This window comes from Rhodopseudomonas sp. AAP120 (assembly GCF_001295845.1).
Classification (GTDB): domain Bacteria; phylum Pseudomonadota; class Alphaproteobacteria; order Rhizobiales; family Xanthobacteraceae; genus Rhodopseudomonas.
Window position 1 is genome coordinate 22,384 of the sequence record NZ_LJIC01000046.1, and the last position, 13,034, is coordinate 35,417.

11 protein-coding genes are annotated in these 13,034 nt (G+C 65.7%); 5 read left to right on the forward strand and 6 right to left on the reverse strand.

Going from position 1 to position 13,034, the window contains the following annotated elements:
• The first annotated feature begins 19 nt into the window (after positions 1–19).
• Together trhA and IP86_RS08315 are read left to right on the forward strand one after the other, a co-directional pair.
• Entirely contained in the window at positions 20–718 is a 699-nt protein-coding gene (gene trhA, locus IP86_RS08310; RefSeq protein WP_054162050.1) for a PAQR family membrane homeostasis protein TrhA, read from the forward strand.
• Between the two features lie 55 nt (positions 719–773).
• A complete protein-coding gene (locus IP86_RS08315; protein ID WP_054162051.1) occupies positions 774–1,577 on the forward strand; it encodes an SDR family oxidoreductase in 804 nt (267 codons plus the stop codon).
• Between the two features lie 89 nt (positions 1,578–1,666).
• Here IP86_RS08315 and IP86_RS08320 read toward each other — a convergent pair whose 3' ends face one another.
• Together IP86_RS08320 and IP86_RS08325 are read right to left on the reverse strand one after the other, a co-directional pair.
• A complete protein-coding gene (locus IP86_RS08320; RefSeq protein ID WP_054162052.1) occupies positions 1,667–2,095 on the reverse strand; it encodes a universal stress protein in 429 nt (142 codons plus the stop codon).
• A 219-nt stretch (positions 2,096–2,314) separates the two neighbouring features.
• Positions 2,315–2,845 carry a SixA phosphatase family protein gene (locus IP86_RS08325; protein WP_054162053.1) on the reverse strand — a complete coding sequence of 177 codons (531 nt, stop codon included), beginning with the start codon at positions 2,843–2,845 and terminating at the stop codon, positions 2,315–2,317.
• A 94-nt stretch (positions 2,846–2,939) separates the two neighbouring features.
• On the opposite strand from IP86_RS08325, the gene IP86_RS08330 reads away from it, so the two are divergent.
• On the forward strand, positions 2,940–4,403 hold the full coding sequence (locus tag IP86_RS08330) for an NAD(P)/FAD-dependent oxidoreductase (RefSeq protein ID WP_054162054.1): 1,464 nt from the start codon (positions 2,940–2,942) through the stop codon (positions 4,401–4,403).
• 124 nt (positions 4,404–4,527) lie between these two features.
• Positions 4,528–5,025 carry a peptide-methionine (R)-S-oxide reductase MsrB gene (gene msrB, locus IP86_RS08335; protein WP_054162055.1) on the forward strand — a complete coding sequence of 166 codons (498 nt, stop codon included), beginning with the start codon at positions 4,528–4,530 and terminating at the stop codon, positions 5,023–5,025.
• A gap of 24 nt (positions 5,026–5,049) precedes the next feature.
• Here msrB and IP86_RS08340 read toward each other — a convergent pair whose 3' ends face one another.
• Positions 5,050–5,493: a hypothetical protein gene (locus IP86_RS08340; protein ID WP_054162056.1), complete on the reverse strand. Its 444-nt coding sequence runs from the start codon at positions 5,491–5,493 to the stop codon at positions 5,050–5,052.
• A complete protein-coding gene (locus IP86_RS28600; RefSeq protein ID WP_156332440.1) occupies positions 5,490–6,434 on the reverse strand; it encodes a hypothetical protein in 945 nt (314 codons plus the stop codon). The genes IP86_RS08340 and IP86_RS28600 overlap by 4 nt, the downstream gene beginning before the upstream one ends.
• A 392-nt stretch (positions 6,435–6,826) precedes the next feature.
• Here IP86_RS28600 and IP86_RS08345 point away from each other — a divergent pair, with 392 nt between their 5' ends.
• Positions 6,827–8,308, forward strand: coding sequence for a glycosyltransferase family 39 protein (locus tag IP86_RS08345; protein WP_245290569.1), 1,482 nt, complete (start codon positions 6,827–6,829; stop codon positions 8,306–8,308).
• A gap of 18 nt (positions 8,309–8,326) precedes the next feature.
• Here IP86_RS08345 and IP86_RS08350 read toward each other — a convergent pair whose 3' ends face one another.
• A complete protein-coding gene (locus tag IP86_RS08350; protein WP_054162057.1) occupies positions 8,327–8,599 on the reverse strand; it encodes a hypothetical protein in 273 nt (90 codons plus the stop codon).
• A gap of 99 nt (positions 8,600–8,698) precedes the next feature.
• On the reverse strand, positions 8,699–12,973 hold the full coding sequence (locus IP86_RS08355) for an ATP-binding protein (protein ID WP_054162058.1): 4,275 nt from the start codon (positions 12,971–12,973) through the stop codon (positions 8,699–8,701).
• Between the last annotated feature and the right edge of the window lie 61 nt (positions 12,974–13,034).

The following is a 13,034-nucleotide window of genomic DNA, read 5'->3' on the forward strand; positions in this document are numbered from 1 at the left end:
CAGGGTCCCCGCTCCGCCTATGACAGTGTTTCGCTTGAAGCAAATCGTTTCGCACGCCAGGATCGACGCCAAGGGCTCGGTTCACTGGAACTACGACCGTGCCGAGCTGATCGCCGATGGCGTTGTCCACGTCCTCGGCCTGGTCGCCGGCCTAATCGCCGTCACCGCGCTGATCACCCTGACCGGGGTGTTCGCCTCGACGCCCACCATTGTCTCGGTATCGGTGTATGCGGCCGGCCTGCTGGCGATGCTCGGCCTGTCGGCGGCGTACAATCTGTGGCCGGTGTCGCCGCGCAAATGGCTGCTGCGCCGGTTCGACCATTCGGCGATCTATATCCTGATCGCCGCGACCTACACGCCGATCATCAGCCAGATCCCCGACCAGACCTTCGGCCTGGCGCTGCTCGCCGGCGTCTGGGGCGTGGCGATTGTCGGCATCCTGCTTAAGCTGTTCAAGCCTGGCAAGTTCGACAAGCTGTCGGTCGGCCTGTATCTGGCGCTCGGCTGGAGCGGCATCATCGCCTACGACCAGGTGGTCGAGACGCTGCCGACCACGGCGATGTGGTTCCTCGGCATCGGCGGCGCGCTGTATACGTTCGGCGTGATCTTCCACGCCTGGCGCCGGCTGCGATTCCAGAACGCGATCTGGCATGCTTTCGTGCTGCTCGCCGCAGCCTGCCATTACGTCGCGGTGATGGATCTGGTGCTGGCGGCATAGCTCCCGCGCCGCCTTTGCGATAAGACACCCCCGCAAACAACAACACGGGGGAAACATGCAGATCGCAGGTAAGGTCGTCGTCGTCACCGGCGGCGGCAACGGCATCGGTCAGGCGCTGTGCGAGGCCTTCGCCAAGGCCGGCGCCGCCAAGGTGGTGGTGGCCGATCTCGATCAGGCCCGCGCCGAAGCGGTGGCGCAGTCGGTCGGTGGCGCGGCGTTCAAATGCGACGTCGCCAAGGAATCCGACATCGAGCACGTGATCGAGGAAACCGAGCGGCAGTACGGCCCGATCGACCTGTTCTGCTCCAACGCCGGGATCGGCGGCGGCTTCGATCCGCTATCGGAGAACGCCGGCGGAACGTCCGACGAGCCGTTCATGAAAAGCTGGATGATCCACGTGATGGCGCATGTCTACGCCGCGCGGCATCTGATCCCGCGCTACAAGGCGCGCGGCGGCGGCTACTTCCTCAACACGATTTCGGCGGCAGGTCTTCTCTCCCAGGTCGGCAGCCCGGCCTATTCGGCCACCAAGCACGGCGCGGTCGGCTTCGCCGAAAACCTCGCGATCTCGCACAAGGCCCACAACATCCGCGTCTCGATCCTGTGCCCGCAGGGCGTCGACACCAACATGCTGCGCGGCATCCCCAAGGGGCCGCAATCCGACGACGGCAATCTGTCGCCCGAACAGGTCGCGCAGGATGCGCTGAAGGGCGTCGAGCAGGAAACCTTCCTGATCCTGCCGCACCCGCAGGTGCTCGACTACATGCGCAAGAAGACCGACAATTACGACCGCTGGATCGGCGGCATGGCGAAGATCCAGGCCAAGCTGCGGGAGAGCTTCGGCGCCAAGGCGCAGTAACACGCCTCTCGTCGCCCGACCTTGCCGGGCCATGGTCGGCTTCTCCTCGCACGCGAGGAGAGGCCGGCGACGTGGCCGTGTGGATTTGATTAGCTGTCCCGCACCACCAGCACCGAACACGGCGCGTAGCGGACGACGTGGCCGGCGTTGGAGCCGAGGAAGTAGCTGCGCATCGCCGGCCGGTGCGAACTCATCACGATCAGGTCCGCCCCGATCGCGGTCACCTCTTCGATGATCTCGTGATAGATGCCGCCCTGACGCACCGCGGTCGAAAGCCGCGCAGGCTCGATCTCGGATGCCGCCGCGACCTCGGCGAGCGCCGCCTCGGCGTCGCGGCGCTGCTGCTCGTCGAAATCCGCCGGCACGTATTCGGCCAGCACCACCGGCGTGAGCGCGATCACGTGCAGCAGCCGCACCGTGCCGTCATAAGTCCGCGCCAGCGTCGCCGCGGTCTTGATCGCCGGCTGCGCGAGCGCAGTATCGGCGAGATCGATCGGCACCAGGATTCGTTTGAACATCTGCGGTCTCCCGTGCGAACGGCGTGCGCGCAGTATGACGCAGCGGCCGGTGTGCGCCAATCGGCAAGAGACCAGGACGCCCGGTGATCGCGTCCGCGGCGAGACACCGGCAAGCGTCGCTGAACCGGGGCCCCGGATCTGCGGCGCTCAGGCCGAGACGGCGTGAGTGCCTTGTCCGGGGCACGAGGAAGCTGGAGGTTGGCGACGAGGTTGCCGGCGTCAGCTTGCTTCGCGCAAGATCTTGGGGCTGACGAAATGCTGCAGCTTGCCGGTGCCGAAGCGGGCGTCGGCCCAGTCGGCGATCGGAAAATCGATCACCGCGATCGCGCTGGTCGGCATGTTGCCCGACAGCAGCTTGCGGTCGGATTCGTTGCAGCCACAGGTCAGGCCGAGCGCCAGCTCGTGCAGGCCGGGATTGTGCCCGACCAGCATCAGCCGATTGATCCCGGCGGATACTTCATGGATCGCCTGCAGCAACTGCGCTGCGCTGGCGCTGTACAGTTCCGGCAGATGCTCGACCTGCGGTTCCGTGCCGGCGGCGAACAGGCCGGAGAGGATGTCCCAGGTCTGCCGCGTGCGCGTCGCCGTCGAGACCAGGACTTGGTCCGGCACCAGCCGCTGCTCCGACAGCCATTCCGCCATCGCGGCGGCATCGGCCCGGCCACGCTCCTCGAGCCGGCGGTCGTGATCCTTGCCGGTGGGCGCATCCGTTTCGGTCTTGGCGTGACGCAGCAGGATCAGTCGGCGCATGTGTCCCTTCCAGCGGGGGGCGAGCTTGCGGATTAATCGAACTGCCCGGGCAGGACAAGGTGACAATCGCTCGGGCTGTCCGTAAGGAAACGTCATGACCCCGTCCGTCACAAGTGCGACCAATGGACCGGACCCGCTGCCGACCGAAGCGGCCGCGGAACTGCACGCACGGCTGACCTTCGACCTCGATGTCGACCTGTGCGTGATCGGTGCCGGCCTCGCCGGTTTGTCGGTGGCCCTGGAGGCGGCGCAGCTCGGCCTCAGCGTCGCGGTGCTGGAAGGGCGACGGGTCGGTTGGGCGGCCTCGGGGGCGACGCTCGGCAGCGTGTCGCCAGGCTACGGCGTGCCGATCGGCGACCTCATCGACCGCGTCGGCGTGGCTCACGCCGGCGAGCTGTGGAAACTGTCGCGCGAAGGCATGGAAATCGTCCGCGCGCGCGCCAGCGAGGAGGCGATGCCCGGCATTGCGCTGTCGAGCGGCGCGCTCGAAGTGTCCAACGTCGATCTCGGCGACCGCCTGGTTACTCGGCTGCAGACCCTCGGGGTCGATTTCGGCAGCGAGGTCGAAGGCTGGCAGATCGACCGCGTCCGCGAGGTGCTGCGGACCCGGCGCTACTTCCACGCCATCCATTTTCCCGATGCGTTCCAGCTCGACGGCCGCCGCTATATCCGCGGCCTCGAGGCGATGGCGCGCCGTGCCGGCGTGCGGATCTTCGAGGATACGCCGGCGCTCGGCATCGACTCTTCCGGCATCCGCAAGCGGATTGTCACGCCGCATGCACGGCTGCGAGCGTCCGATATCGTTCTCGCCGGCAATGTGCATCTCGGCGCCGCATCGCCGCGGCTGACCCGGACACTGCTGCCGATGTGGCGCACCGCCGTTCTCACCGCGCCGCTCGGCGAGCGACTGGCCGAGGCGATCGCCTTCACCGGCTCGATCGCCGACACCCATGGGGTCGATCACTACCGCATCGTCGGGGGTGACCGGCTGCTATGGACCGGTCCGGAGACCACCTTCGAGATCGCACCCACGCGCCTCGAAGGGCTGATCCGCCGCCGGATCGCCGCGCTGTATCCCCAGCTCGGTGCGGTGGCGATCGACCGGAGCTGGAGCGGCGTGATCGGTCAGACCGTCCACGGCATGCCGCAGATCGGCGAGTTGCGGCGCGGCCTCTGGGTTGCCAGCGGGTTCGGTCGCCACGGGCTTGCCGCCACCGCGATCGCCGGCCGGCTGATCGCGCGCGGCATCGTCCACGGCGACCAGCGCTGGCGGCTGTTCGATCCGTTCGAGCTGGTCTGGGCGGGCGGGCGGATCGGCCGGGTCGTGGGGCAGGGCGTCGCGATTGCCGAGCGGCGGACCGCGATCGCCGCCGGTGTGCTGGCGCGCTACCGCGAACGTGCCGCCGAGCGTCGCCGGCTGCGCGAGGAACGGCTCGAAGCCGCCAATCGCAGCGTGCGGCGCGTTTCCCCCGAGCGGAGGCCGGTCGCGCGGCAGGTCGAAAGCCCCGATCGTGCAGTGCGGGATAAGCGTCCCAACGACGCCGGCGGATCGCAGTAACTCCTGGCGCTCGCGACAATGTGAGCGCGGCGAGGGCGCGGTGCTGTAACTTCCGCGAGCCCGGCCGCGTATCTCCGCTCGACATCACCGCGGCCGCCTGAGCTCGCATCGCACGGAGAAAGCCATGATTGACCGCCGCCTGCTGCTTGCGTCCGCCGCTGTAGCGGCGGTGTTCGGCTTCCGCTGGCTGCGGCCCGACGATGCGCGCGCCGCCGAGAAATTCGAGATCGAGAAGACACCGGAGGAGTGGCGGGCGCAGCTCACGCCGATGCAGTACCACATCCTGCGCGAGGAGGGCACCGAGCGGCCGTTCTCCAGCCCGCTACTCAAGGAGCACCGCAAAGGTACGTTCGCGTGCGCGGGCTGCGATCTGCCGCTGTTTGCGTCGGATACCAAATACGACAGCGGGACCGGCTGGCCGAGCTTCTGGCAGCCGCTGCCGAACGCGGTCGGCGAGCGTAAGGACAGCACGCTCGGGATGATCCGTACCGAAGTGCACTGCCGCCGCTGCGGCGGCCATCTCGGCCACGTGTTCGACGACGGCCCGAAGCCGACCGGCCTGCGCTACTGCATGGACGGCTACGCCCTGACCTTCAAGCCGGCGTCGACCAACCCGAGCTAAAGTAGGGAGTCATCCTTTGGCTATCTAGGATTGAAATTTGTTTGCGAGGCTCTCAAGGTGATCGAGCCATGCCGACACGTCACTAACTTCCGTTGGCAATTTCTTGTAGTTGTGGGCTGTTTCGTTCCGCAGATCGTAATCCCTATTCAGCTGATTGAGCGTAACTGGATCAGCGAAGAAGATTACCTCAAGTTTTTTCCTAAGCGAGAATGCTTTGATGTTTGCGAGGACGTATCTCCAGCCTATGCCATGAACCGTCTTTGCGCGGGCGTCTGCTTCGATCCTTTCTTCCGCCTCTTTACGCGTCAGAAATTCGAACTGTGCCCATCCTAACAAATAAAATGCGGCGTTCACAGCTGATTGGCAGTCCTTGATCTGCTGAGCGCTTCCCTTCTTCTCCAATAGTTGCTGATCGAGTAGTGCTTTTACCCGATCATACGCCAGTCTGGTTTCATTCAACTTGGTCACGTTGCTTCAGCGGCCTCGAAAATTTCCAGAAAGGCCGCTTTACCCCATGGTTCAAAACTACGCTCAACTCTGTCTTTCAGGATGCACCAATTTGGCGGGTCGAGTGGACGAGCTAGATCCAAGAGAAGTGTAGTTCCCCGGTTGGATATGATGTCAATTCGCCCATTTGAGCCAAATATCCAAAGGCCAACGGGGACAAAACTCAAAGTTGCTTTTCCATTTTTGCTCAAGTCCAGGATACTTAAGTCTCGATCAGGCACGGCATAATCTTGCATAAGTTCTTCGGACATCCGGATGGTCCGTGATCGGTCGATTGTGACTCCAAGCCCGGCTGACCAAGCCGCGATGCTTGCGTAGAGGTTGTCAATTCGTTTCACCCAGTCTGTCACTCTGTTCTCAATAGCAGCGCGATCGAACGTGCTGCCGTCTTGATTGTACTGCCAGACATTGAGCGGCGGCAGTACCTCCGAATGAGGTGAACCGTTGCCGTCGATTGCGAGGATGTGAAGATTGAGCCGGTCGATGTTGAAGTTCCAAATTTCTGGCGCGGCGAATCCGGATGCTTGCATTTGACGTAGACGAGCAATATTCTGATCAAGCTCGCGCAAGGTAAAATCGCGAGTTCGGATCTTGATTTCTACAATAGATGTCGAGCCATCTGGGTAGATGACTTCGAAATCCCATCCGGGGTCCGCTCCAGCGGACAGCCTGATGTCTGCGCCATCTACAACGATACTTTTTTCGAGACGAGACGCCGGGAAATCGTATTCGTCAGCTATTCGCTCTGCTACTGGCCGGAGAACATCGTTTGGCCCGAGTACGCGTTCGCCCGGTAACCCTCGATGGTTTCCAAACACGACGTAGCGATTGCCAATATTTACGAGCACCTGACGTCGGGCAGGATCCTTAACTCCGATAGCCTTTTCTCTGACGGTATCCATCCCGCTATTCTAAGCCTGCGCAGCGGAACCGCCAAGCTGTAAAGATGCGAATGGCAGCCCCGGTCGGCCGAGCTTTTGGCTGCCGCTGCCGAATGCGGTCGGCGAGCGCACCCCAAGCCGACCGCGCTGCGCTATTGCATGGACGGCTACGCGCTGACCTTCAAGCCTGCGTCCTCGAATCCGAGCTGACGCGCGGCCGCGACGCCGCCGGCATACCAGCGGGACCCCGATCCGCCCTGGTGGCTGTCGGGTTTTCTTGCCGCTGCGTCTCACCTCGTAGGTTTTCTGGAAAGAAAGTCGCGGCTGCGATTGACAAGGTCGCGCCCCGTCCTCCATCAAGCGGCCAACATTAACTTTTGGATATGTTGGCGGCAGGCCAGATGGATCGCAGGTTGTCCCGGTCGGGATTCTCCATTGGCCTGATAGTTCTGGTCGTATTTGCGCTGCTGCTGCCGGTTCTGCTCGCGGCGCTTGTATTTCCGACACCGCTCTACGACACCCGCGAATTGGTTGCGTGGGGGCGCCATTTCCCGCTGGTCACGCCGGTGCATCCGCCCGTGATGGTATGGGTCGGCGGTGCCGTGGATTTCCTGTTCGGCCCGTCCGGCACCGCGATCGTCTTCGTCAATCAGCTCTGCCTCGCGATCGGGCTCGCTTATCTCTACGCCACGCTGCGCCTGCTGGTTGAACGCACGATGGCGGCCTACATGCTGGCGCTGACGGCGGCCTCGTTCTACGTGGTGTTCGGTCCGCTGTCCTGGGCGCTCAACGCCGATATCCTTCAGCTCACCTCCTGGCCGGCGGTGCTGTATCACTTCCTGCGTGGCCGCAGCACGGATCGCTGGCTGCACTGGATCCTGGTCGGCGTCTGGGCGGCGATTGCGGCGCTGACCAAGTACAACGCGGTCGTGCTGTTCATCGGCATGGCGGCGGGCGTCGTCGCGGTGCCGTCGTTCCGGTCCTGTGTGCGTCGGCCCGGCTTCTACGTCGCGGCGCTGGTCGGCGTGCTGCTGTTTCTGCCGCACGTGATCGCGGCCCTGAAGGTCGGGACGACGATCCATTACGGCGAGCGTCACTTCACCGGTTTCGGTTCGGTGCCGAACACCGCGCGGCGGCTCGGCTGGCTGGTCGTCGGCTATCTGCCGCTGCTGGTGCCGGGCGCGATCGTGCTGGCGATCGCGGTGGCGCGCCGCATGGTGATCTGGCGGGTGCCGCGCTTTGCCGAGGCGAGCGACGAGTTGAAATTCGTCGTGATCGCCAACACCGCGATGTTCGCGCTGCTGACGGTACTGATCGTTGGGTTCGGTCTCGAATACATCGCCCGCTATGGCGCGCCGTTCGCAGAACTGTCGGTGCTGACGCTGGCGCCGCTGTTTTCCTGGGCCTCCGGCAAGCGCGATGCCGTCATGCGGCAGACCGCGCTGTCGCTCGGTGCGCTGTATGGCGTGCTGGCGATCGCCGCCTCGGTGATCTACATCTTCTTCGCGTCGTACAGCGGGTTGCAGGAGGCGACCGCGCAGGCCGCGCGGCTCGTGCTGGCCGACTGGAACAGCAAGTACAAATGCGGTCCGGCGTATTTCCTCGGCGACCGCCAGACGGTTTACGGCATCGGCATTGCGGCCGGCCCCGAGGGAGATTCGATGACGATCGAATTCATCCCGAAAGCGCGCTGGTTCGATGCCGGCAAGCTCGCCGCCAACGGCGCCGTGCTGATCTACACGCTGCCGCAGGTGCCGGATAGTTTCGCGGCTGAGTTTCCCGATCTGCCGATGTCCGAGGAAAAGCAGATCAGCGTGCCGGTGCTGCGGACCCACACCGGAAAGACCAAAGAGTACTTCTATCGCTTCGTGGCGCCGAAGGCCTGCGGCGGCTGAGGCCCGGCCGGGCTCGCGTCAGCCCACCAGCATCTGCCATTTCTCGGCAGCTTCGATCGCCGCCGGGCGAAGCTCGTCGGCCGGCTGACCGCGATGCAGCGCCTTCGCGTATTCGCAAACCGCCATGAAGGTCGAGGCCCGCGCCTCGTCGACCTCGAAGGAGTGCGGCGTGCCGTCTCCCTGCACCAGTCCGACCAGCCCGTTGAGGATGCCCAGTGCCGCCTTGGGCTCGCTCAGCTCGGTCTGCCGCAAACATTGCAGCACATGCTGCGCCATCTCGCCTTCGCTCATGCCCGTTCCGTTCGACAATGAATTCTGGTCGTCTGATACCACGATACGAGGCCCGACGTCCTGATCTGGCGCAAGCCGGAACCGCACGATCGCAACGCGTCAGCCCGCCGCCTTGGCGGACGCCAGCGCCCGGCGCAGCACCTTCGACAGGTCCTCGACCGAATACGGCTTGTGCAGCAGTTCGAAGCCGTGGTGGCCGTCGTCCGCCAGCACGTTGGCGTAGCCGGAGTTCAGCACCACCGGCAGGTTCGGCCAGCGGCTGCGGATCTCGCGGCCGAGCGCGACGCCGTCCATGCCGGGCATCACCACGTCGCTGAGCACCAGGTTGAAGCGGGCGGCTTCATGGCCGAGGAGCTGCAGCGCCTGCTCGGCGCTCGACGCCAGCACGGTCTCGTAGCCGAGGTCATGCAGCAACTGGGTCGAGAACTCGCCGACCTCGGCGTTGTCTTCCACCACCAGCACGCAGCTTCGCTCCTGCGATCGGCTGGAGTCACCGCTCGCCGCGCGCTCGCGTTCTTCGATCGGCTTGGCGCTGAGCGGCAGCCGGAGCGTGATGGTCGTGCCCTTGCCGACTTCGCTGTCGACCGTGACGTTGCCACCGGACTGCTTGACGAAGCCGTAGACCTGCGACAGGCCGAGGCCGGTGCCGCGGCCGACATCCTTAGTGGTGAAGAACGGCTCGAAGATGCGGTCGATCTGGTCCGGCGGAATGCCGGAGCCGGTGTCGCAGACCGCGACGGCGACCACGTCGGCAACGCCGCCGGCAATCTCCTGCAGGGTCGGGCGCACGCGCGTGACGCGGATCTCGAGTTCGCCCTGGCCGTCCATCGCGTCGCGCGCATTGGCCACCAGGTTGACCAGCGCGGCGTCGAACTGATTGGCGTCGGCTTCGACCGCGAGCGGGCGCTCGTCCATGGTCAGCGTCAGGCCGGCGCGCGAGCCGAGCGCGGTGCGTAGCATCTCGGCGATCTGCTCGATCTGCGCCGTGACGTCGAACACCTGGCGGTTCTGGGCATGACGCCGCGCGAAGGTGAGGAGCTGGCCGGTGAGTTTTGCGGCGCGGTCGGCGGTGTCGGAGATCGCGTCGACGTAGCGGCGCATCCGGTCGGGCGGCAGTTCGCGCCGACGCAGCAGATCGGCGGAGGAGCGGATCACGGTGAGCAGATTGTTGAAGTCGTGCGCGACGCCGCCGGTGAGCTGGCCGATCGCCTCCATCTTCTGCGCCTGACGGAAAGCCTCTTCGGCCTTGCGCCGCTCGGTGATCTCGACGGCTTCGGGCACGATGGCGATGACCTGGCCCTGCGCGTCGTGCACCGGGCGCATCTGGAAATCGAACCAGCGCCAGCCGCCGACCGGCAGATTGAGATGCAGCTCGCGCCGGATGGTGCCGCCGGCCGCAACCGTGGCGACGGCCTGCTTGATCATCTCCGGCATGCCCGGCGTATCGGCGAACCACGGCGACTCCCAGACCGGCTTACCGACGACGTCTTCCAGCGCCTTGCCGATGCCCGACAGCGACGTCAGGTTGGCGTCGATCAGCACGCCATCGACGCCGAGCAGCGCCTGATAGGTGTAGCTCGCGGCGAAGATGGTGCGCAGCCGCGCTTCCTTCTGGCGCAACTCGGCCGTGCGCTGCGCGACCTGCTCCTCGAGCTGTTCGTTGAGGTTGCGCATCGCGGTTTCGGCGCGCTTGCGCTCGGTGATGTCGCGGAAATACACCGACACGCTTTCGGCATTGGTGGGCGCGACCCGCAGATGAAACCAGCGCCGCGTCGGCGGATGTTCGATCTCGAATTCCGAACCGGTCCGTCCGGTCATCGCCAGCTTGAGGCTGTCCTCGATGCGGCTGCCGATCAGGGCCGGATAGGCTTCCTGGCAGACCCGGCCGATCAGTTGCGCGGCCGAGCGCCGCATCATGCGTTCGGCGGCGGCGTTGATGTAGGTGAAGCGATACTCGCTGTCGATCGCGACGAAGCCGTCGCTGATGCTGGCCAGAATGCTCTCGGCGCGTTCGCGTGCCGCCTGGGCTTCCTGTCGCAGCGCGTGCTCGGTGCGCAGCGCGTCGCGGCGCAGTTCGGCGGTGTCGAGATTGGACCGCACCCGGGCGAGTAGTTCGCGGGCGCTGAACGGTTTGCTCAGATAGTCGTCGGCGCCGGCCTCGAGTCCTTCGACCTTGGCCTCCTCGCCGGCACGGGCGGACAGCAGGATCACCGGCACGTCGGCCAGCTTGGTATCGTTGCGCAGCGCCTTCAGAAGGTTCAGCCCGTCCAGCCGGGGCATCATGATGTCGGACAGCACCAGATCCGGCCGCTGCTTCCAGGCGGCCTCGAGGGCCGCGACGCCGTCGGCGACGGCCTCGATGTCGTAGCTCTCCCCAAGCAGGCGGACCACGTAGTCGCGCATGTCGGCGTTGTCGTCGGCGAGCAGCACGCGCGGCCGCGTCTCGCCGCTCCTGACGCTGCCGAGCCCGAGATCTTCCGGCGACGAGGCGTGCGGCCGGTCGGTGTCGACGTTGTCGTCGCCTTCCAGCCAACCCATCGCTTCGTCGAGATAGGCCTGGGCGCGGACATTGGTGGACACCTGGTGGGTCGCCGGCTTCGGCCGGTCGGCGGGCAGGTGGGCGGTGCCGAACGGCAGGGTGATGCGGAAGGCGCTGCCGCGGCCGAGCTCACTCTCGACGCTGATGCTGCCGCTGTGCAGCTTGACCAGCTCCTGCACCAGCGCGAGGCCGATGCCGCTGCCCTCGATCGATCGTCCGCGCGCGCCCTCGACCCGGCGGAAGCGCTCGAACAGGTGCGGGATCTCCTCGGCCGGAATGCCGGTGCCGGTGTCGCGCACCACGATCTCGGCGGATCGCCCGTCGGCGGTCGGGTGAACCGACACCGCGATCTCGCCCGCGAAGGTGAACTTGAAGGCGTTCGACAGCAGGTTGAGGACCACCTTCTCCCACATGTCGCGGTCGACATGGACCGGCTGCGCCAGCGGCGGCGCGTCGATGGACAGCCGCAACCCGGCCTTATCCATCGCCGAGCGGAAGTTGGAGGCAAGTTCCGCGGTGAAGGCGGCCAGATCGACCGGCCGGAAATGAGCGGTGAGGCGGCCGGCCTCGATCCGGGCGAAGTCGAGCAGCGTGTTCACCAGCTTCAGCAGCCGCAGGCCGTTGCGATGCGCGATGCCGAGCAGGGCGTGCTGATCGGCCGACAGCCCGGTCTGAGTAATGACCTCCTCGAGCGGGCTCAGCATCAGCGTCAGCGGCGTACGGAATTCATGGCTGACATTGGAGAAGAACGCGGTCTTGGCGCGGTCGATCTCGGCCAGCGCCTCGGCGCGGCGGCGCTCCTCCTCATAGGCGTCGGCATTGGTGATCGCCGAGGCGATCTGACCGGCGACCAGCGCGAGGAAGTCGCGGTAGCCCGAGTCGTAGGGGCGGAACGGATTGAGGCCTGCAATCAGCATGCCCGAATGGCCGGTGTCGCCGCTCGACTGGATCGGCAGAACGATCGCCTGGTTCGGCGGGCTGCGCCAGCCGCCGCTCGGGAAATCGAAGCCGAACCGCTGCTCCAGGTCGGTGACCAGCCGTGCTTCGTTGGTCCGCAGGGCCTCGGCCAGCGGCCATGGCTCGTCGCTGGAGGTCAGCGACAGCACCGGCTTCACCCCCGGATGGTTGGCGTCGATGCCGGCCGAAGCCGCCAGTCGCGCCGTCTCGCCGCCCGGCTCGACCAGATAGATCAGGGCGAACGGCAGGTCCCGCGGATCCGTCGCCAGCGCGGCGGCGCTGCTCTCGCAGGCCTGCGCGACGTTGCGGGATTGGGCGGCGTTGGCGGCCACCTCGCGCAGCAGCGACAATTGCCGCTCGCTGATCACCCGCTGGGTGTCGTCGGTATTGGCGCAGAAGATGCCGCCGGGCGAGCCGTCCTCGGTCGGAATCGGGCTGTAGGAGAACGTGTAATAGGTCTCTTCGGGGAAGCCGTTGCGCTCCATGATCAGGAGCTGGGCTTCCACATAGGTGCCCTCGTGGCCGCTGGTCGCCTTGGCCAGCAGCGGGGCGATGTCGCCCCAGATCTCGTGCCAGACTTCCTGGGTCGGCCGGCCCAGCGCCCAGGGATGCTTGCCGCCGATGATCGCCTTGTAGGCGTCGTTGTAGAAGAAGATGAGCTCCCGCCCCCAGCCGATCCAGATCGGCTGCTGCGACGTCAGCATGATGCGGACGGCGGTCTTCAGCGCCTGCGGCCAATGCTCCGGCGGCCCCAGCGGCGTTGCGGCCCAATCGAAGGCGCGGGACAGCGCCGTCAGCTCTCCCCGCCCGAGGAACAGGTTCTCGTAACCGGCCGGTCCGTCTTCGGGCGATACAACCGGCAATTTAAGGTCGGCCAACTCTGCCCCCGACACGAATGACCGATGCGAACGCCTAGGGCTCTCAAAAGTTCCTGAGGTG